Annotated in this window: 18 protein-coding genes; 7 read left to right on the top strand and 11 right to left on the bottom strand. The window is 43.9% G+C overall.

Annotated features, from left to right (window positions below):
• The first annotated feature begins 73 nt into the window (after positions 1 to 73).
• A complete protein-coding gene (locus tag NJD71_RS06480; protein ID WP_319051237.1) occupies positions 74 to 1,195 on the top strand; it encodes a 4-phosphoerythronate dehydrogenase in 1,122 nt (373 codons plus the stop codon).
• Between the two features lie 77 nt (positions 1,196 to 1,272).
• Positions 1,273 to 2,295 carry an EF-P lysine aminoacylase EpmA gene (gene epmA, locus NJD71_RS06475; RefSeq protein WP_319051124.1) on the top strand — a complete coding sequence of 341 codons (1,023 nt, stop codon included), beginning with the start codon at positions 1,273 to 1,275 and terminating at the stop codon, positions 2,293 to 2,295.
• Positions 2,296 to 2,466: 171 nt separating this feature from the next.
• Here the strand turns inward: epmA and NJD71_RS06470 are convergent, their stop codons facing one another.
• The 6 genes from NJD71_RS06470 to NJD71_RS06445 form a co-directional block, all read right to left on the bottom strand.
• A complete protein-coding gene (locus tag NJD71_RS06470; RefSeq protein ID WP_319051123.1) occupies positions 2,467 to 3,105 on the bottom strand; it encodes an SDR family oxidoreductase in 639 nt (212 codons plus the stop codon).
• Between the two features lie 276 nt (positions 3,106 to 3,381).
• The gene (locus tag NJD71_RS06465) at positions 3,382 to 3,831 is read right to left on the bottom strand and encodes a YaiI/YqxD family protein (RefSeq protein ID WP_319051122.1); all 450 of its coding nucleotides are present in this window, start codon (positions 3,829 to 3,831) and stop codon (positions 3,382 to 3,384) included.
• A complete protein-coding gene (locus tag NJD71_RS06460; RefSeq protein WP_319051121.1) occupies positions 3,831 to 5,207 on the bottom strand; it encodes a 5-(carboxyamino)imidazole ribonucleotide synthase in 1,377 nt (458 codons plus the stop codon). The genes NJD71_RS06465 and NJD71_RS06460 overlap by 1 nt, the downstream gene beginning before the upstream one ends.
• Before the next feature lie 201 nt (positions 5,208 to 5,408).
• A complete protein-coding gene (gene purE, locus NJD71_RS06455; protein ID WP_319051120.1) occupies positions 5,409 to 5,960 on the bottom strand; it encodes a 5-(carboxyamino)imidazole ribonucleotide mutase in 552 nt (183 codons plus the stop codon).
• Between the two features lie 107 nt (positions 5,961 to 6,067).
• Entirely contained in the window at positions 6,068 to 7,024 is a 957-nt protein-coding gene (locus NJD71_RS06450) for a metallophosphoesterase (protein WP_319051119.1), read from the bottom strand.
• A gap of 136 nt (positions 7,025 to 7,160) precedes the next feature.
• Positions 7,161 to 7,769 (bottom strand): rhomboid family intramembrane serine protease, encoded by a 609-nt coding sequence (locus NJD71_RS06445; protein WP_319051118.1) that lies wholly within the window; start codon positions 7,767 to 7,769, stop codon positions 7,161 to 7,163.
• 405 nt (positions 7,770 to 8,174) lie between these two features.
• Here NJD71_RS06445 and NJD71_RS06440 point away from each other — a divergent pair, with 405 nt between their 5' ends.
• On the top strand, positions 8,175 to 9,872 hold the full coding sequence (locus NJD71_RS06440; RefSeq protein WP_319051117.1) for a hypothetical protein: 1,698 nt from the start codon (positions 8,175 to 8,177) through the stop codon (positions 9,870 to 9,872).
• A gap of 444 nt (positions 9,873 to 10,316) precedes the next feature.
• Complete coding sequence (locus tag NJD71_RS06435) at positions 10,317 to 11,897, top strand: OmpA family protein (RefSeq protein ID WP_319051116.1); 1,581 nt, start codon at positions 10,317 to 10,319, stop codon at positions 11,895 to 11,897.
• A 118-nt stretch (positions 11,898 to 12,015) separates the two neighbouring features.
• Here the strand turns inward: NJD71_RS06435 and nagZ are convergent, their stop codons facing one another.
• The gene (gene nagZ / locus NJD71_RS06430; RefSeq protein ID WP_319051115.1) at positions 12,016 to 13,101 is read right to left on the bottom strand and encodes a beta-N-acetylhexosaminidase; all 1,086 of its coding nucleotides are present in this window, start codon (positions 13,099 to 13,101) and stop codon (positions 12,016 to 12,018) included.
• A gap of 587 nt (positions 13,102 to 13,688) precedes the next feature.
• Between nagZ and NJD71_RS06425 the strand changes: the two genes are divergently transcribed.
• Positions 13,689 to 15,899 carry a carboxy terminal-processing peptidase gene (locus NJD71_RS06425; protein WP_319051114.1) on the top strand — a complete coding sequence of 737 codons (2,211 nt, stop codon included), beginning with the start codon at positions 13,689 to 13,691 and terminating at the stop codon, positions 15,897 to 15,899.
• Positions 15,900 to 16,467: 568 nt separating this feature from the next.
• Here the strand turns inward: NJD71_RS06425 and NJD71_RS06420 are convergent.
• Positions 16,468 to 16,953 carry an FKBP-type peptidyl-prolyl cis-trans isomerase gene (locus tag NJD71_RS06420; RefSeq protein ID WP_319051113.1) on the bottom strand — a complete coding sequence of 162 codons (486 nt, stop codon included), beginning with the start codon at positions 16,951 to 16,953 and terminating at the stop codon, positions 16,468 to 16,470.
• A 324-nt stretch (positions 16,954 to 17,277) separates the two neighbouring features.
• Between NJD71_RS06420 and NJD71_RS06415 the strand changes: the two genes are divergently transcribed.
• Positions 17,278 to 19,293, top strand: a complete 2,016-nt coding sequence (locus NJD71_RS06415) for a M61 family metallopeptidase (protein WP_319051112.1) — start codon at positions 17,278 to 17,280, stop codon at positions 19,291 to 19,293.
• Positions 19,294 to 19,464: 171 nt separating this feature from the next.
• Here NJD71_RS06415 and copM read toward each other — a convergent pair whose 3' ends face one another.
• Both copM and NJD71_RS06405 read right to left on the bottom strand, forming a co-directional pair.
• Positions 19,465 to 20,331 carry a CopM family metallochaperone gene (gene copM, locus NJD71_RS06410; RefSeq protein WP_319051111.1) on the bottom strand — a complete coding sequence of 289 codons (867 nt, stop codon included), beginning with the start codon at positions 20,329 to 20,331 and terminating at the stop codon, positions 19,465 to 19,467.
• Positions 20,332 to 20,549: 218 nt separating this feature from the next.
• Complete coding sequence (locus NJD71_RS06405) at positions 20,550 to 21,158, bottom strand: rRNA large subunit pseudouridine synthase E (protein ID WP_319051110.1); 609 nt, start codon at positions 21,156 to 21,158, stop codon at positions 20,550 to 20,552.
• Positions 21,159 to 21,613: 455 nt separating this feature from the next.
• Between NJD71_RS06405 and icd the strand changes: the two genes are divergently transcribed.
• Positions 21,614 to 22,873 (top strand): NADP-dependent isocitrate dehydrogenase, encoded by a 1,260-nt coding sequence (gene icd / locus NJD71_RS06400; RefSeq protein WP_319051109.1) that lies wholly within the window; start codon positions 21,614 to 21,616, stop codon positions 22,871 to 22,873.
• 387 nt (positions 22,874 to 23,260) lie between these two features.
• On the opposite strand, the gene NJD71_RS06395 is transcribed toward icd, so the two are convergent.
• Positions 23,261 to 25,480 (bottom strand): NADP-dependent isocitrate dehydrogenase, encoded by a 2,220-nt coding sequence (locus NJD71_RS06395; protein ID WP_319051108.1) that lies wholly within the window; start codon positions 25,478 to 25,480, stop codon positions 23,261 to 23,263.
• Positions 25,481 to 25,626: the final 146 nt, after the last annotated feature.

Here is a 25,626-nt window from a genome sequence, read left to right as displayed (position 1 = left end):
GTAGAAAATATTGCTAACAACAAACTCGAACGTTGCAGACGTTATAGGTAGTAAGGTGAACAAGATGAGCAAAATTAAGGGCATTACTATCGTTGCTGACAGCAACATTGCTAGTCTAAGTGAGTTTTTTAATGCTGAGACGCTGGGTAAGCTGACTGAGCAAACCGTCAATATCATAAGCACTGCTGGCCGTGATATTGATGCACACTTGCTTGCTAAGGTACAGCCAGATATATTACTGATACGCTCTGTGACGCAAGTAGGTGAGGCGTTATTGGCTGACAATCATAGCGTGCAGTTTGTAGGTTCGGCAACTATCGGCACCGACCATGTCGACCAAGACTATCTAGCCATACGTAATATTACTTTTGCCAATGCAGCAGGCTGTAGTAAGCATTCTGTGGCTCAGTATGTGCTAACGGCTATTTTGACGTTGCGTCCGCAATATTGGCAGCAGTCGACAACATCTACGAAACCTATGACACTAGGCATCATTGGACTTGGTAATATTGGTAGTACGCTTGCTCAGTATGCACATGATATAGGATGGCAAGTACTAGGTTATGATCCCTTAGTCCCAGCGTCCACAACCAATAATGCTAGCCTTGAGCAAGTCCTGTCTCAAAGCGACGTAGTCAGTCTACATGTGCCTTTGACGACCGAGAAAGCTGATAGTAATCCTCGCGGTAGTGATTATCCAACCTATCACCTTATCAATGCAGAGATATTGGCAGGGATGTCCGCTGATACGATACTGATTAATAGCGCACGCGGTCCTGTCATTAATGAAAGTGACCTAATGAGCGATATTGATCGTACTGGACGACAAGTGGTACTAGATGTGTTTGAGTATGAACCAAAAGTTGCTGACAGCTTATTATCGAAGCTTGCTATTGCTACTCCGCATATCGCGGGCTACACGCTAGAGGGTAAACTACGAGGCACACAAATTATTTATGATGCCCTATGCGCGACGCTTGCGATAACACCGGTCCAGTCGATGTCTAATCTGCTACCACTCAATATGTTTTTATGGTCCGAACTAAAAGCACATCCAGACAGATTGGCTAAGTTTTATGACATCATGCAAGATGATGCTGCATTGCGAAATAAGGAAGACGACGGACAAGTAAGTGGTGCTGATTTCGATCAGCTGCGCCGTGATTATCATCTCCGCCGTGAATGGCAAGCTTGACGTATCAAATGGACCATTTAAGACCCAAACGATTACGTCGTTATCAATCTATTATTCGTGAATCACGGTAGACCGTCATGAGCCAATCAAACAGCACGTCCAGTCACGACTCAAAACCAAACTATGCACCAACCATGACACTTGCAATGGCACAGCAGCGTGCGCAGTTCATCGGAGATATTCGGCAGTTTTTTACGAATCGCCAAGTGCTCGAGGTGCAGACACCGCTTTTGTCACAAGCAGGCAATACCGATACTTTCTTACAGTCAGTAGCAGCGCAGGTGACCTACCAAGATCGTCCGCGCACTTACTACTTGCACACGTCTCCCGAGTTCGCGATGAAGCGTTTATTAGCCAGCTGGCAAGTACCTATTTATCAAATCTGTCCTGTCTTTCGAGATAACGAAATAGGCGTACGCCATAATATCGAATTTACGATGCTCGAATGGTACCAACCTAATTACAGCCTAGATGACATGGCAGGTGAGCTTAATGAGTTGTTGGCGGCGCTTTATGGTCATTCGATTGTGATGAGTCATTATCGCTACGTCGATGCCTTTATGGATTTTGTTGGTATTCATCCACTGACAGCGAGTTTAGCTGCGCTACAAGCAGTAGCAGAAGATAGTGGTCTGGCAGGGTTTGATTTCAACAACACTGACGATAGCGAAGAAAATCGACGCCAGAGCTGGCTGGATTTGTTGTTCAGTCATGCAGTAGAGCCAAATCTGGGACATGATCTACCGACGTTGATCATAGAGTATCCCCCTGCGACGGCGGCATTGGCAAAAACGGCTTTAGATAAAGAGGGCAATAAAATCGCGAAGCGTTTTGAGCTGTATATCAGTGGTATTGAGATTGCTAACGCCTATGATGAGCTGGCAGATGGTCAGGCATTGCGAGCACGCTTTGAACAAGACAATCAATTGCGTCAGCGTCATAATCTGTCCCAAATGCCAATCGATGAGCACTTATTAGCGGCGTCCAATGATTTAATACCTTGTAGCGGTATCGCAGTTGGTGTTGATAGGTTGCTGATGGTGATGACAGGTGCAAGCAGTTTAGAAGATGTGATTCCTTTCCCTAGTGGGCGAGCATAATGAGCTAGTAGGTTTTTAATTTATTTGTAGACCAAACAGCAGAAGGTCGTTACCGATGTACCAACTAAATGTGGGCAATCTGGTAACGACCTTTTTATGCGTTATATCTGTAAGCTAATATCTTAAATGATAGCTAATAGCTACCTATATGATAGTAGCTTGTAAAGTACCTTATACGGTAGCGACTGCTTCATTAATATCGATATCACCATTATGTAGATTGAATACCTTACCTATGGTGTTATCTGCTGTGAGTACAGCAGCCAATGTCGTCGCGACGTCTTCAATGGCATTTTCGCCAGAGCTGGTATCATTAATAGTAATTTTACCAGTACCTGCGCGCTCTTTTAGTGCACCCGGTTGTACAATAGTGTAATCAAGCGCACTGTTGACCAACCAATGGTCTGCATAATGCTTGGAGATATAGTAATCTTTTAGATCTGCAATACCAGGGTTTTCGTCCCATTTTTCGGTCTCTAGCGAGAATACAGAGCTGAGCATAATATAGCGTTTGATACCTTTGTCCTCAGCCGCCTGCATCGTTTTTACAGCACCGTGCAGATCAACTTCTAATACGTTTTTGCCGCCAGATCCTGCCACAAAGTAGACCGCATCGATATCTTGATCCAATTGTTTTGCGATCGACTCTTTACTTGCCATGATATCTAAATCTAACTGAGTGTAACGATCACTATCAAATAACTTCTCTTCTTGACGGGTTGTTCCAATGACTTGATGATCATCAGCTAATAGCTGCTTAACCAAATCACCACCTACACGACCACTAGCACCAACGACTAAAATTTTCATAATAATTCCTATTTTTTATCTAAATTTTGTTGTTTGATTTTTTTATAGAATGTTTATATAAATGCTATTTATATAAAGACTATTTATCTCAAAAACTGAATATAGCGTAACAAAAATAGGCAGCACGCTTCGTTATAAAGCGTGCTGATTGAATGGTGTTTGGTTATAGAGTGTATATGGTTTGCAAGGAGGTAAGTAAAGCTCACGAAACGCCGTTATAAAAAGGGCTTTGTTCTATAAGCTTATAACAGATAACTGCCAAGAAAATGAGAGGTTCTAACGAACCAGACGATTGAGGCCGTCAGCAAAAGCTTTTTTGTCACGGTCGCCATACGGTTTTTGTCCGCTCATTTCTTGTAGCTCTAACACGCCAGTGCCTCGCATGGTGTCCATAAAATCACGCATGTTAAGCTTTTGTTTGATGTTGTTTTTATCATAAACCACGCCACGCGTCGTCAGTACCATACCACCTTTGTCCAAGATGTCATTTGCCAAAGGAATATCACTGGTGATAGCTAAGTCACCTGCTTGTATCTGCTCAACGATATAATCATCAGCCTTATCAAAACCTGATGGCACCACAGTCATGACCAGTAGGGGCGATTTGCGTAGCTTGATCGGCTGATTGGCCACAAATATTGCCGTAGTCTTGGTACGTTCAGCTGTTTTAATAATCAAGTCTTTGGCAATCAATGGCACTGAGTCGGCATCTACCCAAATTTGCATTATTTTTTGGCCTTCTCAGGTTTTGATGGAGTAGTAGTCAGGTTGTCTGCTTGGCTGTCTTTAGTATCTAGTTCATCAGCTGTGGCATCATTTTGAACACTGTTCTGAGCACTATTTTTAGCATTACTCTTAGTATCGACGTCTGCTTTACTAGGCTGAGTATCCACGCTTGCATATTCTTTATCTAGACCAACCTTATTCGGCAATATAGCAACCAGCTTTGCCATAGCAGGTTCTAAATCAGTCACGTCATTGGGCATCAATGTGATATGAGCAATCTTACGATCATCACGCTCAGCTTTGTGATAGCTATGATAATGAGCGCCATCGATATTTAGAACGGCACTAATATCGGGATATTGACCAAGTACATTCACCATAATTGCAGGATGCACGTTATCTGTATCGCCTAACGGCAAGTTAACCACGGCACGGATATGGTTTTCGAATTGGCTAGTAATAGCGCCCTCGATACTCCAATGACCAGAATTATGTACGCGCGGCGCAATTTCATTAGCCAATATCGTATTGTGACCACGAGCGTCTTTGGTGACAAACAGCTCAAGCGCCATGACACCGACATAGTCTAAGTGGTTCATGACTTTGGTAATGGCGTCTGTTGCTTGCTCAAACAGGTGGCTTGTACCAACCGCAGGTGCTTGGGTTTTTGCCAAAATACCGTTGTGGTGATGATTTTCGACCAAATCATAGCAGCGTACCTGACCGTCTTGCGCTCGTACGGCAATGATAGATACCTCACGGCTAAAGTCAATGAACCCTTCAGCAATCAGTGGCGCAGGTGTCGGTGTGAGTGAGCCTTTACCGCTGACCGCGTCTTTTAGGTCTAGCCAAGCCGCTTTGATATCGCTGTCTTGCTTAATGACGAACTGTCCTTTGCCATCGTAACCACCGCGACTGGTTTTCAGGACAATAGGTAGTCCTAGATCTTTGCAAGCCTGCTTGAGCTCAGTCTCGGAACTAACTTCCATAAAAGGTACTGTCGCAATATCGAGCGTGTTAAACATCTGCTTTTCTTTTAGACGATCTTGAGCGATGTCGAGGGCAATCAATGGCGGGAACATGCCTTGCTTACTGCCAGATTTGGACAAGTTGACCAATTGCTCGACCGTAGAGGTGGGTGTGTTCTCAAATTCTAAGGTAAACACGTCCGCTGCTGCGATAAACGCTTCTAGTTGATCGCTATGAAACACACGACCGTATAAGCTGGCAGGGCATTCTGGATTGTCTTCCAAAAAGACGCATTGGTAGCCGAGTGGCATCGCGGCTTCGGCAAGCATCATACCAAGCTGACCACCGCCTAAAATACCGATGGTACGAATGGTTTGGGTAACAGGATAAGCGTTTGCTGTAGTCATGGCAGGCTCTTTGAATAAAAGTGAATAAGGTGTTTGGTATATTAAAATCTAAAACTCAATGGATGAAAATAGGAAAAGGTGCACTATATGCACCTTATCTTTATTAGGACTGAATCAAAAATAAATAATGATAGCTTTACTCTTGTGCTAGCAATCTTATGCTATCAAAAGTACTGGTCAATCTATATGCAATCAATGCACTTAGGTATTGATAATACCAGGTGTTGGGCTAGCAAGAATGGTGTCGGTTTGCGTCTGGCGCATGTGATCGAGCTTAGTAGCAATCGTATCATCATGTAATGCCAATACCTGAATCGCAAGTAGAGCAGCATTGTAAGCACCAGCAGACCCAATCGCCAATGTCCCAACCGCGACGCCTTTAGGCATCTGTACGATAGATAGCAGACTGTCCCAACCACTCAGCATTGAGGATTTTACCGGCACCCCAAAAACCGGTAGGGGTGTTTGGCTTGCGCACATACCCGGCAGGTGAGCGGCACCGCCTGCACCAGCAATGATGACTTGCAGACCATTATCCTTGGCATTCTTGGCATAATCAAACAGTCTGTCAGGTGTGCGATGTGCAGAAACCACTTCACAATCAAAAGCAATATCAAAGTCTGCTAGCAATTGTGCGGCCACGCTCATGGTCGCCCAATCCGACTGCGAACCCATGATAATGCCAACTTTCGATTGACCAGCAGGAGAGGTGATAGGGCCGTTCTGGTTAGCAGCAGTATTTGTGGTGCTCATGACTGGATATCCTCAAAAAGACCATCATACAAAAGTTTTGCTATAGTCGTAAAGCCAAGTTTGATTTTTAATACCTGCTTGGTATTAAGAGCCGCAACATCACTGGTTTATATCTGTTTTTTATCATGATAATGCTGTACAAAGTGAGCCGCTGTCAGTGGTAGGGGTTGTTCGGTATCAAGCTGATAGCAGGTCAGGTAGCCGCTATCTACAGCTGCTGAATAATCTGTACAAGCAACTTGTGGACTGAGCGGTGCGGGTGTGCCTGTCAGCCAATAGTGACCGACAAACACAGGCTTATGTGTTTTGAACGCAAAGTCAATATTCTCAGCGAGTGCATCGGCCGGTATTTGCGCCATTGCTGATGAGGGTACGCGTGCCACCTCGCGAAGCGTACGTTTATTTAGCTCATCAAGCCACCAGCGTACCCGCACTCGCGAGCGCTTCGTGCCTTCTTTATCAACCATTACGATGCCATCGGGCAAGCCTGTTTCGACACCCTTTAGTACGCGCTCCAATGCATCGAACTCGACAGTATCTTCTTCGGCAGTTGCGAGCAGACCGTCAGTTGTTAGGCAGTCGTCCTCAGTCAAAAACGGTTTGAGGACGTTCATGCTATCTATGTCCCAGCATGCATGTACAAAACAAGCATAGTTTGTCTCAATCCATAAAGGTATCTCATACAAACGCTGTAACCAATACTCATGTAGCTCTGAGCCAAATGCGACCTCTGCTAAAAATGCTTCGTGCTGACGCTTATGTATAGCATTATGCGTTCGTAGATACTCAGTCTTGTCATCAGGATTGAGCGTAGCATAAGCCAATGCATTGTATTCATGATTGCCCATCACTGCATCAGCCACGCCCGCATCTATCATAGAAAAGACAATTTCAAGCGTTGCCAACTGCTGCGAACCACGGTCAATCAAATCCCCAATGAACAATGCTTTATGGCCCATAGGCGGGACAAAATGCTGACCATTATGCTCGTAACCTAATTGGTTTAATAAACCGACCAGCTTATCTGCATAACCATGAATATCACCGATAATATCTATAATCATAACGAGTGGTTAAATCTCACATATAAAAGTAAATGGTTACTCAAGAGCTGGATGCTAAAGGTTGTTTATTCTGATGCTCTTCATTCTAACAATGCTCCTAATTCTAACAACGTTCTTCATTCCAAATAAAGTCAGTCTAAAAACCAGGCGATAATAGAGCATTTATAAAATGGGGCAGCACTTTGGGTTCCAAGATAATTGTGGCAACGACACCGAACGCGCCGCCCCACATATGGGCCATGTGATTGATATTGGAACCACCGCGTTTGTCAGCATAAATACTATAAAACACATAAGCGACAGCAAACAATATTGCAGGAATTGGAATAACGGCAAACAAGTAAATGCGTTCCCATGGCGCTAGCAAAATGAAAGCAAATAAAACGGCTGATACGCCGCCTGAGGCTCCAAGGCTTAAGTAACTGGCATTGTTTTTATTTTTCAGGTAGCTTGGAATCATGGCCACAACAATAGCCAACACATAAAAAACGACAAAACCATAGCCGAATAAGAATGAGCGATACAGACCTTCGATAGCTCGACCGAAGAAATACAGCGTAAACATATTGAAAAGTAGATGCATACTATCGGCATGAATGAAGCCATGCGTCACAAAGCGATCCCACTGTCCATTGTTTACAGCTGGTGGATAAAATATGAGTCGATTGAGTAGCTTTTTGTTTTGCCATGCCAACAAGCTGACAATAACCGTGATAATGATAATAAGGGTCGTATGGTTTAACAAAGGATAATCCTTAGGCCGCGCCTGATGTGTGACAATGCGATAAATGACAGTGTTCAAAACCTAAGCGCTAAGGCTGAATGAAAACTAAATATGACCGATAATTAACGTACTAATAATAAATCTAAACTATTCGTAGAGTAATAAAACAATACTAACAGTAGTTATTAGGTTGCAAATGTTTATTATGTGACAAAACGATGCTTTTTTATGCTTTTTTATGCTTTTATAGTGAGTAATGTAGCAGTGTATCATGTGAGTTCAGTAAACAACCTATAGATACGGCCTCTTAATTATGAATAAGAAAATACGAAAGAGAAGGTATAAACAATAAGATAGTGCCGTGTATATAATTAAAAACGAGCAATTAACCTTATGGATTTCAAAAGCCGAACGAGGCAGTGACTTATGAGTATTATTGACGAATTAGAGCAGACGGTTACCTCAGCTGTATTGGGTGAGCGCAATAGTAGCGATAGCGTGGCATATATCAGTCTCCTTGAGCAGTTTTATGCGGTTCTAGCTGCGCGTTTGGCGGTGCCGCAGGTTTATTCGCAGTTGCTGCGTAATGATCAAGTAATAGCTAACGACAATATCCCTGAAATGCCTTTATTTAAGCAGTTATGGCATAGTGAGATGTTACAGAATACGATTATTCAAGAGCTGTCAGCCACACATCATATTGATGAGTCAGTCACTGCCCAATTACTGATCAATGCCGCACCCTTAGCGTATCGTGAGCTAAAAACACTCGCTAATGGTCAGTTTTTACCAGCATTTTTACAAGCAGAGCAGCCCTCACTACGCCCATATCTACCCATATGGGCAATACCAGTTATTACATCTACTTTAGACGTAGATAACAAGAGTAATGTCAGTCAAGACATATCGTCCGCGGCTATGGCGGACAATTCTATCGGACCATTGAGTGACAATACGTCAATTACGTTAGATAGACTTGATGATCCCAGCCTGAACACCAGCACTGTCCCTACCATCACAGCCGCTGCAACTACAGCCTCTGATGGCGGACAACCTCGTGTAGGATCTACTGACGGATTGGGTGAAGAGACTCGCTTCGGTAGTGACGATGCCATTCATGCCAGTCCAGCAGCACATCATTTGGCAGAGAACGGCAGCCTGAAGCGAGAGCAAGTACGCACTCGTAATCAGCGAAACGATTTGCTGATACGGGTGTTTTTGTTAATAGTAGCACTTGCCGGGCTTGCGCTTGCTGCATGGGCATTGCTGATCAAGCCCAACAATGACATACCAGTAGAGCCTATTGCTGCTGCGCCTGTGATAACAGCGCCTGCGCCCGAACCAGTAGTAGAAGCAATGACGCCTGTCGAGTTCATCATTGGTGTTGATGATAGTGGCAATCTCTATACTTGTAGTGCCACAGTCGGTGACGTAGGACTGCAAAGCACACTGCAACAGGCACTCAATACAAGCTTTGGAGAACAAGCAGTTATTTGTGAATTGACTGTAAATGAGGGAATAGCAACTACTATTGCTAATATGCCTGTAGACGTAATTCCTAACATCTTAACCATGCTCAGATCAACGCCATTTGCACGTCTACAGTTACAAAACGAACGTCTTATAGTAGAGGCACCAGATAATATGCTACTACAGCAATTGGTGACAAACATACGCAGCTTAGTACCTGCTATGGCAGTTGATAGTACTGCACCGTTGCCACTACCTAATAATAACGCTGCATATGGTATGGGAAGTGCTGATGGTGTGAACAATCAGTTTGGTGGTGGAGCAGCCTCTAATAATCAGTATAGTAACGATGGTACTGGTAGTGGCTCTGTAGAGTATCAATCGCCTGACGATAACACTGGTGATCGCGTGATACCGGCGCCGCTACCTAATAATAGTAACAACAGAGGGCTCATTAACAGTCCAAGCAGTAATAACCCAAACAGTGAACTGCCTAACATACCAAGCAATAGCCCAAGTAATATGTCTAATAACATTCCTAGCAATGCTCCTTCTAATAACAGAACGAGCAGACCATCAGGTCCTATCTCTGAATCAGAAGTAGATGACATGGCGAGCAGTGTCATTGTCGCAGAGCCTGCCCAAGTAAGATAGCTAATAGGTCAAGTGGTTAAGAGAACAGAAGCTATAAGCTAAGAAGCAGTATAGATTTCTATACTGCTTTTTGTCCATATAGGTTAATCAGACCTTGTTTATAGTTTTGCAAGGCAAGCTTTAAAACCTACACCCTTTAATACGAACAACAATCTTCTTCAACTAATTTTTTGACTGTTATTGATATGTACCCAAGTGCTTGTATAGTTACGAGTACCAACTCAAACATTACTTAACGTATCATTTGTACAACAACGCATCGACTGTGAACCTTCTCTTAATAATTTTATAATGTCTGAAATAAAATGCAGTAGCGCGACTACAGTAGACTGACAACAAAATTTTTTCATAAGGAATTTTGATATCATGTCTTAGCTTTACTTGGCGGTCTTATGCATTGAGTAATCGGATGATACAAATAAAAATTAAGAGGAGAGTTATATTATGGATATTATCAGTCATTTGACACGTACGGTCAGTCCTGCGGTACTAGCGGACGATCATAGTCCTGCTAAGAAGAACCTACTGGAACAGTTTTATGCGATTTTTGCTGCTCGCTTAGCGAATGATGAGACCTACAGTCGCTTTGCCAACGAAAACATTGCCCGTGATGACAACGCCTTTTATGATCGCGTGTGGACAGAAGGGGCTCATCGCGATCAAATCTCCCGTGAGCTTGCTCATGAACACAACGTCGACGAGACAGCCTCTCGTGGCCTGATTGCGATGGCAGCACCGCTTGCCTTCCACGAAATAAAAAGTTTGGCTGGTACTACGCCTGTACCTCAATTCTTAAGTAATAATCTGAGTAGCTATCAGCATCATATTCCTGCATGGGCAGCTGCTGTATTACCTGCAAGCGCAGTTGCTGCTACGCCCATGTCTGATACCGTCAGTACTGCACCACTACAAAAAGAAGAAGAGCCACAAGGTAGCTTTATGAAAGCGCTACTACCGATTATTGGTTTGATTATTTTGGGAGCCTTGGCCTGGGCCCTACTTCGAGGTTGCCAGGAAAATCCAGAGCCTGTTGCTACGCCAGCGACTACCATACAGCAAGATGAGCAAGGCAATGAGCAATCAGTGATGGCAGCTGATATTGAGCCTGCATCGTTGCGAATTGCTACTGGCGAAAATGGTACGCTTTATGCCTGCCGCATGAATGTGGGCAATGAAACGCTACAGACCAATGTAATGAATGCGTTAACTGGTGCATTTGGCGATGAAGCCAATAAGTGCCGCGCCGATGTCGATGATAACTTTGCCATAGACATGCCAGCTGCCGCTCAACTCGCCACTATATTACCTATCGTCAAAAACGTACCGAATGCCAGTATGATTATTAAAGGCGATACCATCACGGTCAACGCACCTGATGATGCGGCATTAGCCCAATTAGTATCTGACCTACAAGCAGCTGCACCTGCAATGATGGTAGAGGCTGAAGGCCCATTAGATCTACAAGGTGAGATTGACGATAGTGTCGCTGCAGCAGATGTCGCAATGAACAACCTAGGTGAAAACGCAGATCCACGTGACGTTGCTCGTGCTTTGAGCATTCAGGTTATCAATTTCCAAGTGGATGAAGCGGTCATTCCTGATGTCAACAAAGCCATTTTAGACCGCGCTGCAAAAATCATCGACGACGTACCTGACTTGAACCTGATGATTATTGGTCATACAGACAGTCAAGCTTCTGATTCTTATAATATGGAGCTGTCTCGTGAGCGTGCTGAATCAGTGAAAGAGTACCTAGTGGCTCAAGGTGTCGAGGCAAGCAAGTTGACAACCAAAGGTATGGGTGAGTCAGATCCTATCGCAGATAACTCAACCGAGCAGGGTCGTTTCCGTAATCGTCGCATTGAATTTATGGTTAATGACGAGATGGTCGATCCAAACGATGGTATGACGATTAACAGTGATTCGTTAGACCCAGATTTGAATCCGCTAGACAGTAATAATGACGATTTGCTACCAGATGGTGATGACGCTACGCAAGACACGGCAGTAGATCCAACAAATTAATCTGCAAACCTCTGATCACACGATAGTTAAAAATAAAAAACCGCCTTTTATATAAAGGCGGTTTTATTTTATCAGCGCGTTAGTGGTTACCTATTACTGATTATCTATTATCGAATACCTATTTGTAATGAGTAGGGTCTATCGGTTCTTTTAACTCTCCAGTAACTTGCGTGTCAGCAGAGGCGTTAAAAAATGTTTGAGTGACGTTATTTTTTGCTTGTTGCCAGTAATCAAAATGCTGGCAAGTAGACTCAAGATCACCTTGCCACTCTGGTATATTGCCGCACATGGTTTTGATGCGTTTTTGATTGGGATAGGACAACTCCTGTGCCGCAGCAGCAGCCTCATGAACGGCCACGCGGTCATTACATACCAATGCAATATCGCAGCCAGCCTCAATAGCGGCCTTGACACGCGCGCTGACATCGCCAGCTGCCTGTGCCCCAGCCATCGACAAATCATCAGAGAAGAGTACACCATCGAACGCTAATTGATCGCGAATAATATCTTTTAGCCAAATTTTTGAAAATCCTGCGGGCTTATCATCTACTTGCGAGAAAATCACATGTGCTGGCATAAGGGCATCGAGCAGTGGTAGCGTTTGGGCAAACGGTTGCATATCACTATTGATGATCTCATCCAAGCTACGTGTATCGATGGCTTCTGACACATGAGAGTCAGGGGCAATAGCGCCGTGACCTGGGAAGTGTTTGCCAGTGGTGGCCATGCCTGCTGCTTTCATACCGCGCATGAACTGTGTCGCAAGTGCAGTAATCGCTTGTGGCTCGTGATGAAAGCTACGGTCACCAATGACTTGGCTGATACCATCTCTGTCTAGTACAGGCGCAAAACTCAAATCAATCCCTACTGCCAATACTTCAGCTGCCATTAGGTAGCCGCAGTCATACGCACAGCTAAGTGCACGACTCGGATCTTTATTAAACAACTCACCTAGTCTACCCATTGCTGGTAAGGGGGTAAAGCCTTCACGTAGCCGTGCAACGCGCCCACCTTCTTGGTCAACACCAATCAATATATCGGGATTGTGATAACGTATATCGTCGCACAGTGTACGTACTTGGGCGGCATCGGCTACATTACGTCCAAACAGTATGACCCCGCCGACTTGTGCTTGTTTGAGTAAACTGACATCTTCAGCGGTTAGTGCGATACTATCGATATCAATCATTAAAACGCCGTACATTGCATGATCCTTATTCTTTTTTATATGGTTATATTATGGGTCTGATGGACTCTAAATGTCTACTCACTCATAAGCCATCATCAATACACTTTATTATGACAGCTATTATCGAATGAACCTAATGTACGAATTATAGACGTCAAATCAGTCTATTAATCATCATCGAATAGAGGTTGATAGTCTGCATTTGCTCTAAGTGAGAAAAGTGATAGAAAGTTTGGTATGTGTAGGCGTAGCGTGTAAGATTGCTTATACAGTTTGAGACAGTTCAGTATTATTGCTCATGATAATATTATTTAATTTAGGTTATATATCAGTATGTGATGACAATGTCTACAAGCTTTAAAGGCTATAAAACATAAAGAGCTTTAAAAACAGTAGCGTTCTAAAAACTGTGTAGAGAAATGCACAACACAAAATATTGTACAACAATAAAAGCGCAGAAGAGAGTAAGCTCAAGCTGACGAATAACGAAAACAATCAGTATTGATAAGTAATCACAGATTCAGGGTTTTTAGATTTTAACAAAACAAACAATATCCCCAAATCCAAACAAATCACTAACTTCAAATAACTAGGTACATATGATGAAAAAACAACCAGCACAGTGGTTACTCAGTGCAGCGTCAGTGGGCATCGCCGGTATTATCCTGACACAAAGTTACGGTACAGCAGTCGCAGAAACCAATACAGGAAGTTTTGTTCAGACACCTGAACAAAAAGTCACTACTCGCCAAGTCGCCGCCTTGCTGGATCGCAGTCATTATCTCAATCAACCTTTAGATAGCAAAACGGGTAGCGAGATTTTATCAATGTATATTGATAGCCTTGATCCAAACCATACGTTGTTTTTGCAGTCTGATGTCGATGAGCTGAAAAAAAAGCACGCGGCTGATTTTGGTGCGCGTCTCAAACAGGGCGATCTATCCGCAGGGGTAGAAGTCTATGATCGTTATCGCAAACGCTCAAATGAATACTTTGCGATGGCAACGAAAATGCTAAAAACAGACATCGATCTGACGGGGAATGACACCATCATACTTGACCGCGAAAAACTGGGTCACTTCAAAACCAAAAAAGAACAACGAGACTACTGGGCGCGTCAGCTGAAATTTCAGTTAATGAGTATTACGCTGGGGCAAGAAGACGAAAAAGCCAAAGAAGCTGTGTTCTTAAACAATCCAGATATCACACGTGGTCAAGACTTAGTGCGCAACGATGAGCGTACACCAAGTGAGATCTTGCAAAACCGTTTGTCACGTCAGCAGGAGCAGTTCAAACGCCTCAAAGACGATGAGATCATGGAAACCATCTTGAACACGGCAATGCTGACATATGATCCACACAGCAACTACTATGCACCGATCCAAGCGACTGAGCTGCAAATCCAATCTAGCTTGCAGTTAGAGGGAATCGGTGTCTCTATCCGCCCTGATCGTAAAAACCCAGACTACACTCGTATTGTGACCTTGGTAGATGGAGGTCCTGCTGCCAAATCTGGACAAATCAAGCCCAATGATTTGATCGTTGGCATCGCAAAAGATGGCGAGAACATGACTGACGTGGTCGGGTGGTCAACGCGTGAGATTGTCAGCTTGATTCGTGGTAAGCGCGGCACCTCGGTCACTCTCAAACTACGTCAACCAAATACACCAGATGCTAGCGCCCGTACGGTTACTGTCGTACGTGACATTATTCAGCAAGAAGAGTCCGGCGTGACTCAGCGTGTGGTAGAGGTGCAGCGTCCTAATATCGATGAGACACCCAAACGTATCGGTGTGCTTGAAATACCAAGTTTTTACTTAAACTATCGTGCGCGCCGTAACGGTGAGGATTATCGCAGTGTCAGTATCGATACCGAAAAAGCACTGAAAGAGTTGAACAAAGAAAACATCGATGGCTTGGTTGTCGATCTACGCAACAATCCTGGTGGCTCTTTGGATGAAGTTGCTAAAATGCTCGGTATGTTTATCAAGAGTGGACCACTGGTACAAATTCGTGATAACCGCGGTAACATTCAAGTATACCGTGACAATGATGGTGGCGAGCAGCTGTATGATGGCAAAATGACCGTCATCACCAATTTGGCATCGGCATCAGCCAGTGAGATCTTTGCTGCTGCCATTCAGGATTATGGCCGTGGATTGGTCGTGGGTAGTACCACGACAGGTAAGGGCTCTGCACAGATTCAGCTCGATAGCTTGGCGCTGGGTTCTGCCACCTTAACTCAGCGTAAGTTCTATCGTATCACTGGCGGTAGTACTCAGAACAAAGGCGTGGTACCTGATGTTGAATTGGTCAACATCTATGACGACGCCACCTTTGGCGAGCGCGCGCAGAAAAAAGCACTACCTTGGGATACTATTAGAACATCTCCTTATAAGCCTGAGGGTAAGTTTACCAGTGATACACTCGCAACGCTCAATCAGCAGTCTAAGGTTCGCCAACAGAAAGACCCGCAGTTTACTTATCTATCGACGCTCAATGACATTCGTAACATGGATGATGAAAAGAAACCTGTTCGTCTAGACATCAACAGCCGCCGCGCTAAAATGCAGCTCATAGAAAAGCGCTCATTAGAAGCAGAAAACAAGCGCTTGATCGCCACTGGTGAACGTCCATACTCTAACTGGAATACGTACCAAGCTGCGATGGATGCAAAGTTCGAAGAGCGTAGTCGCATGAAAGCTGGTGAGCGTCCAGAGTTACCAGAAGATGAAGCATTTATTAATGAAGCCGCTTACCTCATGCTTAGTGCTGAACCTACAGCAATGCTGAGCCCGCAAGAAAAGCTATGACCAATTATAAGTAGCCACGGCTTCCATGTAAGCATATGCTTACATGGATTGACGTTCAGACTACTTACTAATGATAGAGCAATCTGCGATTATAACTGTACGGCACGATTGAACGGAATGGTTCATTGATACTAGGGATTGGTATCTTAAGGTCGCATCAGGGATAAGTGGTTTGCTGATTAGGGATGATAAGGCTGGATGCCTGTCAGTTATGAGATACCCCGGGATTAGGTATCGCGTAACGCTAACATGGATGGTTGGTAATAAAAGCCGCATGACGCTTGTCGTTATGCGGCTTTGTTGTGTCTAAAATTTATAAATATTTATTGGTTATTATCTACAAATAGCAAAATGGAGCTTAAGCAAAGTCTGTTAAGTATTCAACTTTTCAAATCACTCTATTTACTTGGTAGATTATTTATTCGACAAAGCATATATTTGATAAGTCTCCGATGATGACACACGCATAAAAAAAGGTCAGTAGACATAGTCACTGACCTTTTTGATTGAGCGACAAGTCTAATAATAACTCATCACTCAATAGCTGTTTACTGTACTCTAGGAGAGATTAGTGCTCAACGCCACCTGCGCCATGTACATGGCCGTGGTTTAGTTCGTCTTCAGTTGCTGCACGTACTTCTTGGATCTCAACGTCAAATGTCAGACGCTTACCAGCCAATGGATGGTTTGCATCAACAGTAACTTCTTGCTCGTTCACGTCAGTTACAGTAACTAGCATAACTTGACCACCAGCTTCTGATTGGAACTGCATACCAGGCTGAATGTCATCAACGCCTTGGAAGTTCTCACGTGGTACGTGCTGTACTGCTTGCTCTTGATACTCACCGTAGCCATCAGCAGGCTCAACAACTGCGTTGACTTTTTCGCCAGCAGATTTGCCTTCTAATTGTGCTTCTAGGCCTGGGATAATGTTGCTGTGACCATGTAGATAAGCAAGTGGCTGACCTTCTGGTGATTGGTCAAGGATATTGCCTTCGTCGTCTTTTAATGTGTAGTTGAATTTGACGGCAGTGTCTTTTGCGATAGTAGTCATAAAATATCCTAAATATATCTATGTAAAAAATTAAATGCGGTTGCAATAAACCTAAAAAAGCCAATCAGCAAGCCAAATAGCCACGATATTAGTCAATTATCATCAGTTTATTAAAGTAACTTTAGCAGTTAGCATCTTTAATTGAGATGGGTCACATGAGTTTCAAGGCAAAAAACATAAAAAAAGCCAATTAATGCCCCAATTTACAATAATAACTGTTATTTTCTATAGTTGATGGGTAGCTATGGGCTATTTAAGGTTTGGGAGTTGCGTTTTTTCGGATTGGCTTCTACCATAATGATAAAAATAAGGAAGAGAGAGACGATGACTTCATTTACCAATACTGCCAACAATCAACCAACGAGCGATGTGTCCATCAGCCATAATGATGCCAAGCGACTGCCCTTGATCAGTTATCGGTTCGATTTTGCGCGTTTTTCTGAGCATTTGGTTGATGTGTCACTGACCTTTACGACAACCTCAGCCGCGCCTCAACTTTGGCTACCAGCATGGATACCAGGCAGTTATTTGATGCGCGAGTTTGCCCGCAATATTACTGCGGTACACTATCAAATCATAGACAGCCAAATAAAAGAGGGTGACGAGTCCTCCAAGACTTATCGCGCACAAAAAATAGATAAACATACGTGGCAACTCCCAGCTGTACAGGCAGGACAAACGGTAAATGTCGCGTACGAAGTCTACTGTTATGATTTATCAGTGCGTACGGCGTATGTTGACCAGCAGCGTCTGTATGGCAACTTTACCTCGCTCGCACTCGCGGTTGATGGACAAGAGCTAGAACCCGTACAAGTCAGTTTGATTGTTCCCGCGGTATTTTTGTCAGATAAAAAAGAGAATAATGTACTCTTGGCGTGTGGTTTAGCAGCTACTCATCTGCGTGTTGAAGGTCAGGACACAGATGGACAGCACAGTTATCAGTTACAGGCAGACAGCTACCACGAGCTGATCGACTATCCTTTTGAGATTGCAGAGCAGCAAAAATTTGATTTTATTATCAAGGATAATCAGCATGAGACGCTGCAGCACAGTTTTTATCTCTCAGGTAAGCATAGCGCCAACATGGGCAGGCTACAGCAAGATGTCACTCAGATTTGCCAGACTTATCTAGACTGGCTGGGCGATGCGCCATTCAATGATTATACCTTTATGACCTTTGCCAGTGGTCAAGATTACGGCGGGCTTGAGCATATTAACTCCACTAGCCTGATCACGCCGCGCCGTGACTTACCAAATATGGATGAGCCAAAACTACCAAGTACTGATTATCAACGGTTCTTGGGCTTATGCAGTCACGAGTATTTTCACTCATGGTGGGTCAAAACAGTGCGTCCCGATGTCATGATCGATGTTGATCTACGCCGTGAAGCATTTACGCCTCTGCTTTGGGTATTTGAAGGATTTACCTCTTATATCGATGATTTTATGCTGCAGGCGTCTGGTGTGATCGACAAGCCAAGCTATCTGAGATTATTGGCAGAACAAATCAATCGTTACTATCAAACACCTGGTCGCAGCAACCAAAGCGTGGCAGAGTCAAGTTTCGATGCGTGGATCAAGCTGTATCGTACTGACGAAAATACGGGCAATGCAGGCATCAGCTACTACAATAAAGGTGCGCTAGTGGCATTGTGTTTGGATCTGATACTGCTCAAAAACACCGATGGTCGCTATCGCCTCTTTGATGTGGTCAAAGCGTTCTATACTCAAGCCAAGCAAAACGACAATAAGCGTATTGGTATCAGTAGCGCCGATATGGGTACGGTGATTGGGCAGTTCATGCCGCTAGCAGAGTGGGAGGATTTTGAGCGTCGTTATGTCAATGGAGTAGAGGAGCTACCTATTGAGACATTGCTAATCGAAAACGGTATAAAAATACAGGTCAATAAAAAGGAAGTGGCTGATAAACATGTGCCTTGGGGTATGCGCTGTAGCGAAACACCAGCCGGACTCAAGGTCAATCGAGTGATGCGTGGTAGCGTGGCTGCCAGAGCTGGCATCTCAGCACATGATATTATTATTGCGATTGATGGTATAAAAGCAGACAGCAAGCAGTTAGCTTCGCTTAGTAACGCCAAGCGTCCTATCGAGTGTTACTTGTTTCGCCGTGATGAGCTGATGTGTTTTCAAGTACAACCAACTAAAGCGCAGCAAAAAGACAGTATAGATAGCAATGATGCTAGCGAAAAGTCATTCCCTCACAAGATCGGTCTACGCTTAGCAAAAGAAGGCAAGGCGTTACAAAGCAGTGGCGATGAGGCGCAAGCAGAAGCAGGCTGGGAGATGTGGCTAAATGTTATGAATCATCAGTCAGATTAGATATGTTAAGTGGTATGTCAACATTAGGTGCGCTAGTATAGCTCGCGATACGCAACGCCATTCATAACCTATACCGCACCGACTAATGCTGCACTGACGATAATCCCCCAATAAGCAATGATGCTTGTTGGGGGATTATCGTTATTAGATTCCAGCTTTCTGATATTCTTGCTACTGTGCCTCAGTACCTTTATCAACACGGTCATTATCGGTATTTTTATTGTCCGAACTTTCATTTTCAGTAGGCTGGTTGTCAGGATCCATGATGTCAATGCTGGTCTGAGTGCTGTTCAAAACTTGAAGCGCTGCAATCCAGTTTTGCATGACATCAATCTCTGCCTGCTGTGTATCGATAATAGTCTGTGCCAATTGGCGCATTTCCTCATCGGTACCGTACTCGAGCTGGACTTTTGCCATATCTACTGCACCGATATGATGCGGTAACATGCCACGAGCAAAGGCCATATCAGGCATGGGATCGGCAATACCTAATGTCATATCACCATGCATGTCTTCCATGCTCTTGGCATATGCCTGCTGCATGGCTGTCGTATTAGGCTTAGGTTTGGGTGCATCAGGATGGCTGGCAAGCCATTTATTTAGAATATCAATCTCAGCTTGCTGTGCGGTGATGATATCTTGAGCAAGCTGGCGCATAGCCTCATCAGTACCGTATTTTAGCTGGATTTTTGCCATATCTATTGCGCCGCGATGATGCCCAAGCATACCTTTGGCAAACGCAGTATCAGGGTCGTTGTAACCCATACCAATCAGCATCTCAGCATGCATATTGGTCATGGTTTTCTTATAGTCCTTGAGAATATCAGTCATCTCGGAGCCGTCCGTGACGTTTACATCGTCTTGCGATGTATCCTCGCTCATGCCGTCATGCTCAGCATGAGTAGTATCAGTCACTGGTGGCGTGCTTTCTTCTACGGGTGCCGGTTGATTGTCCTCTGCTGCTGGCTGACACGCGCTCAGAAAAAGCGCTGCGAAAATGCTGGTAGCCAACAAAGCAAAACGATGAGAAGCAATCATGACATGTCCCTATTATAAAATAAGACGATAAATGGATAAGACCCACTTTATACAACTAATGGCTATACATAACCAATGACGTGCTGAATTTTAGCAGATAAACCTTACCCATTCGAGACGCTATGTTTAATAGGTCGTAATATCTTTATATTATATGAAATTATATATCGGTAACTGAGCAACGAGCAACTCAGCAACAGACAGCTGAGTAGTGCCTACTAATAGGCAATGCCTAATTGCTGATAATGTGCGCTATCTAAGGGGATGCGCACAAACTCACCAACCGCTAGATCGTCAAGTTCAAACCCTGCAACCGACCAACGGATCAAGCGCAGACAAGGTAGACCAACATGAGCAGTCATGCGTCTAACTTGACGGTTTTTACCTTCGTAAATCGTCATCATCAGCCATGAGTCCGACACACTTTTACGCTCACGTATCGGTGGGTTACGCTGCCAGAGCGTCATTGGCAACTCATCTTCATGGACGTGTTTGACAGTGGCGGGCAGGGTCTTACCATCTTTTAGAATCACGCCTTTACGCAGTTTGCTCAGTTGCTCGGTAGTAGGTATCCCCTCGACTTGTACTAAGTAAGTCTTACCTTGCTTGCGTCCAGCATTGGCCTTGGGTGGATGAGTGATGGCTTTATTGACACGCCCATCATCGGTCAAAATAAGTAGACCCTCTGATGTGGCATCAAGCCTACCTGCCACACGTAAAGACTTATCGGTAAAGTACTCAGATAGGGTAGTGTGATCGTTATTGCTGTCATCTCTGAACTGACTTTGCACGCCATAAGGCTTGTTGAATAAAACGAGACTAGACATAAAACGATATTTCCTAGTATTTGGTGAGTGGTGGTCTATTGTAGCCTATGTCTTATAAGGTCACGCCAGTATTGAATAATCGGCATTAAACAATAAGCATAGCTGTCTTGTTAGCGACAGAATGGATGTTGCATCATCTGCTACAAAAGTAGGACAGTGGTCGTATAGGTTTATTGCTATTCTAAATCCATATCCTAATAGTGGTTTTTTGTATTTTGGACAAGCTAAGCATTCAATTTGATTATGATGTTGTTTTTGTCTTAGCTTCTGTCGCTTAAAACTATTTTTAGTACGGTTCAAAACAATGATACAAGTGCTACATTTATCGCAGCTTTGCTCAGTTAATATTTGTTCAAATCATAAGTTTTTAAGCGTTATAACGATAAAAAACCGTTGGCATAATAGCGTGTTCAAATCATTTTCGATCTATAACAGACAACCAAGGAGTATCATCTATGTCATATGATAAGGTTATCGTACCAAGAGACGGCGAAAAAGTGACCGTAAATGCTGATTTGTCGTTAAACGTCCCCAATCATCCGATTATTCCGTTTATTGAAGGCGATGGTATTGGGGTAGACATCACACCCGTCATGAGAAAGGTGGTCGATGCAGCGATCGATAAAGCCTATCATGGCAAAAAATCTATTGTATGGATGGAAGCGTATCTCGGCGAAAAAGCGGCCAAGATATACGACGGTGATTATTTACCAAGTGAGACGTTAGAGATTTTAAAAGACTATGTCGTTAGTATCAAGGGCCCATTGACCACGCCAGTGGGTGGTGGCTTTCGCTCACTCAATGTGGCAGTACGTCAGGAGCTCGACCTATATGTCTGTCAACGTCCAGTACGTTGGTTTAAAGGCGTGCCAAGCCCAGTTCAGCATCCTGAGCTGACAGATATGGTTATCTTTCGCGAAAACTCAGAAGACATCTATGCTGGCATCGAGTGGAAAGCAGGTAGCGAGGATGCTAAAAAAGTTATTAAGTTCCTAAAAGAAGAGATGGGCGTCACCAAGATTCGTTTTGATGATAACTGCGGTATCGGTATCAAACCTGTCTCAAAAGAAGGCTCCCAGCGCTTAGTACGTAAAGCAATCCAGTATGCTATTGATAATGATTTGCCAAATGTGACTTTGGTACACAAAGGCAATATTATGAAGTTTACTGAAGGGGCATTCAAGGATTGGGGCTATGAGCTGGCAGCAGAGCGCTTTGGTGCTGAGTTATTAGATGGCGGCCCATGGATGACGATAAAAAACCCAAAGACGGGCAACGACATCATTATCAAAGATGTGATTGCTGATGCGTTCCTGCAACAGATTTTGATGCGTCCTGCAGACTATTCTGTAGTCGCAACGCTCAACCTAAACGGCGACTATATCTCTGATGCGCTAGCCGCTGAAGTCGGTGGTATCGGTATTGCGCCAGGAGCGAACAAAGGCGGTGCTATCGCAGTATACGAAGCGACACATGGTACCGCGCCCAAATATGCTGGTCAAAACAAAGTAAACCCAGGGTCATTGATACTATCTGCTGAGATGATGCTACGTGACATGGGCTGGTGTGAGGCGGCTGATCTTATCATCGACGGTATCAAAGGTGCGATTGCAAACAAAACAGTGACGTATGATTTTGAACGTCTCATGCCCGACGCTATCTTACTCAGTACCTCTGAATTTGGTAAAGCAGTCATTAAGCATATGGATGCTTAGCGATACACGTGCTGCGCCATAGAAGTTTTAAATCATATAAGTGCTCACAGCACCGCGTTCTATTAAACATCATTAAAAGCCATTTGCTGACGTAGGTGGCTTTTTTTTGTGTACTTGAAAACTGAAAAGGTAGAATAAAGCTAATAATTATGGTTTTGAGTATGAAAGGTGAACGATAAGGTCAACCTTTTACATAGGGTACTGTATAAAAGCGAGCGTTCCATATTTTTAGAGCGCGCATAAAAAACACCTCAATGTCCTAAGACCATTGAGGTGTTTGATTTACAGTGACTGTAAATAGCATAACCATAACCGGCATAACTAACTTTGACTTTAAAGACTAAAGACAATTATGCTCAATTATCTCGGCACAGCTATTTAAACAAACTATAGCGATGCCAATGCGTCGTTAAACAATTTGCTTGGACGCATTACTTGTGTCGCCAGTTTTTCGTCAGCATAGTAGTAGCCTTTGATATCTACAGATTTGCCTTGAGCATCATTGAACTCTTTGACGATAGCCGCTTCGTTATCTTGAAGATTTTGCGACAGCTCTGCAAACTTCGCTTTTAGTTCCGCGTCTTGATCTTGCGCCGCCAGCTCTTCTGCCCAGTACATGGCAAGATAGAAGTGACTACCACGGTTGTCCAGCTCGCCTGTCTTGCGTGATGGCGACTTGTCGTTCAATAGCAACTTCTCAGTTGCGGTATCTAACGTATCTGCCAATACTTTGGCTTTGGCATTTTTATCATTTGTCGCCAGATGATCCAGAGACTCTGTCAATGCCAAGAACTCGCCCAAAGAATCCCAACGTAAATGGTTTTCTTCTGTGAGCTGCTGAACATGCTTTGGTGCAGAACCGCCAGCGCCTGTCTCAAACAAACCGCCGCCTTTCATTAATGGCACAACCGATAGCATCTTGGCACTGGTACCTAGCTCTAGGATTGGGAATAAGTCAGTGAGGTAATCACGTAAGATGTTACCGGTAGCAGAGATGGTATCAAGACCACGAGCGACACGCTCTAGGGTATAACGCATGGCGCGAACCTGAGACATAATTTCGATATGTAAGCCATTAGTGTCATGATCTTTTAGATACGTTCTGACCTTTTTGATCAGCTCGTTCTCATGTGGACGGTATGGATCTAACCAGAAGATAACTGGTGTATCTGAATCACGCGCACGGCGTACTGCAAGTTTTACCCAATCTTGGATAGGTTCGTCTTTGGTCTGACACATACGCCAGATATCGCCTTTCTCAACGCGCTTTTCTAGCAATACTTCATCGGTTTCAACATCTACAATGCGGGCAGTACCAGCATCGCTAGATTCGAATGTTTTATCATGTGAACCATATTCTTCAGCTTTTTGAGCCATCAAGCCAACGTTAGGCACGGTGCCCATTGTTTTTGGATCAAAGTTGCCATGCCATTTACAGAAATTAATCATCTCTTGGTAGATACGAGCAAAGGTAGACTCTGGCATCACGGCTTTGCAGTCATACATTTTGCCGTCTGCACCCCACATCTTACCACCTGAACGAATCATCGCTGGCATAGAGGCATCAACGATAACATCACTTGGCGAATGGAAGTTGGTGATACCTTTTGAAGAGTCCACCATTGCCAGACGCGGGCGATGCTCTTGACAGGCATGCAGGTCGCGCTCGATCTCTTCGCGTTTTGATGATGGTAGGGTAGCGATTTTGTCGTATAGATCTGCCATACCGTTGTTTACATTGATGCCTAGCTCATCAAAGAACTCGCCATGCTTTTCAAAAGCTTCTTTATAATAAATACGTACCGCGTGACCAAATACGATAGGGTGTGACACCTTCATCATGGTGGCTTTTACGTGCAGTGAGAATAGAATACCCGCTTCGCGGCAATCTTCCATCTCACGCTCATAAAACTCTAGCAATGCAGATTTGCTCATAACCATCAAATCGATGATTTCTTTATCAAGTAACGCAAGTTTAGGTTTCAATACTTTTGTAGTGCCATCATCAAGTAGTAGCTCCATACGTACGGTACGGGCTTTGTCTAGCGTGATAGATTGCTCGCCATCATAGAAATCGCCACCATGCATGTGTGATACATGCGTGCTTGACCACTGTTTCCATTCGCCCATAGAGTGCGGATGTTTTCGGGCATAGTTTTTAACTGCTTTTGGCGCGCGGCGATCTGAGTTGCCTTCACGAAGTACTGGGTTGACAGAGCTACCTAGGCTCTTGCCATAGCGCTTACGCAATTCTTTTTCTTCATCAGTTTGTGGATCTTCTGGGAAGTCAGGTAGTGCAAAACCTTTGCTTTGTAATTCTTTGATAGCGGCTCTGAGCTGCTGTACAGAAGCACTGATGTTAGGTAGTTTTATAATATTGGTATTTGGGTCTTGAGTCAGGCGACCAAGCTCAGCTAAGTTATCAGGAACACGTTGCTCTTCAGTCAAGTACTCAGGGAACTCGGCCAATATACGCGCAGCAACAGAGATATCAGTGCTCTCAACAGAGACACCTGCAGTTTGCGTAAACGCTTTAATAATAGGTAAAAAAGATAGAGTCGCCAGCGCTGGGGCTTCGTCAGTTTTTGTATAAATAATTTTTGACATTTTATTTAGATCTTCCTTTAGTTGTCGTTAATAATAAAGCTCAAATACAGTGTTGAAGATGGTTCAATGATACTATGCAATAATGAATGATATCGTTCGATCAAGTACGTTGTATGTAGCTGCTTAGCAATATTCAAGTTAGCAAT

This window comes from Psychrobacter sp. PP-21, assembly GCF_033790785.1.
Lineage (GTDB): Bacteria > Pseudomonadota > Gammaproteobacteria > Pseudomonadales > Moraxellaceae > Psychrobacter.
The sequence above is the reverse complement of the archived record's forward strand: the minus strand, read 5'-3'. Positions and strand labels throughout refer to the sequence as shown.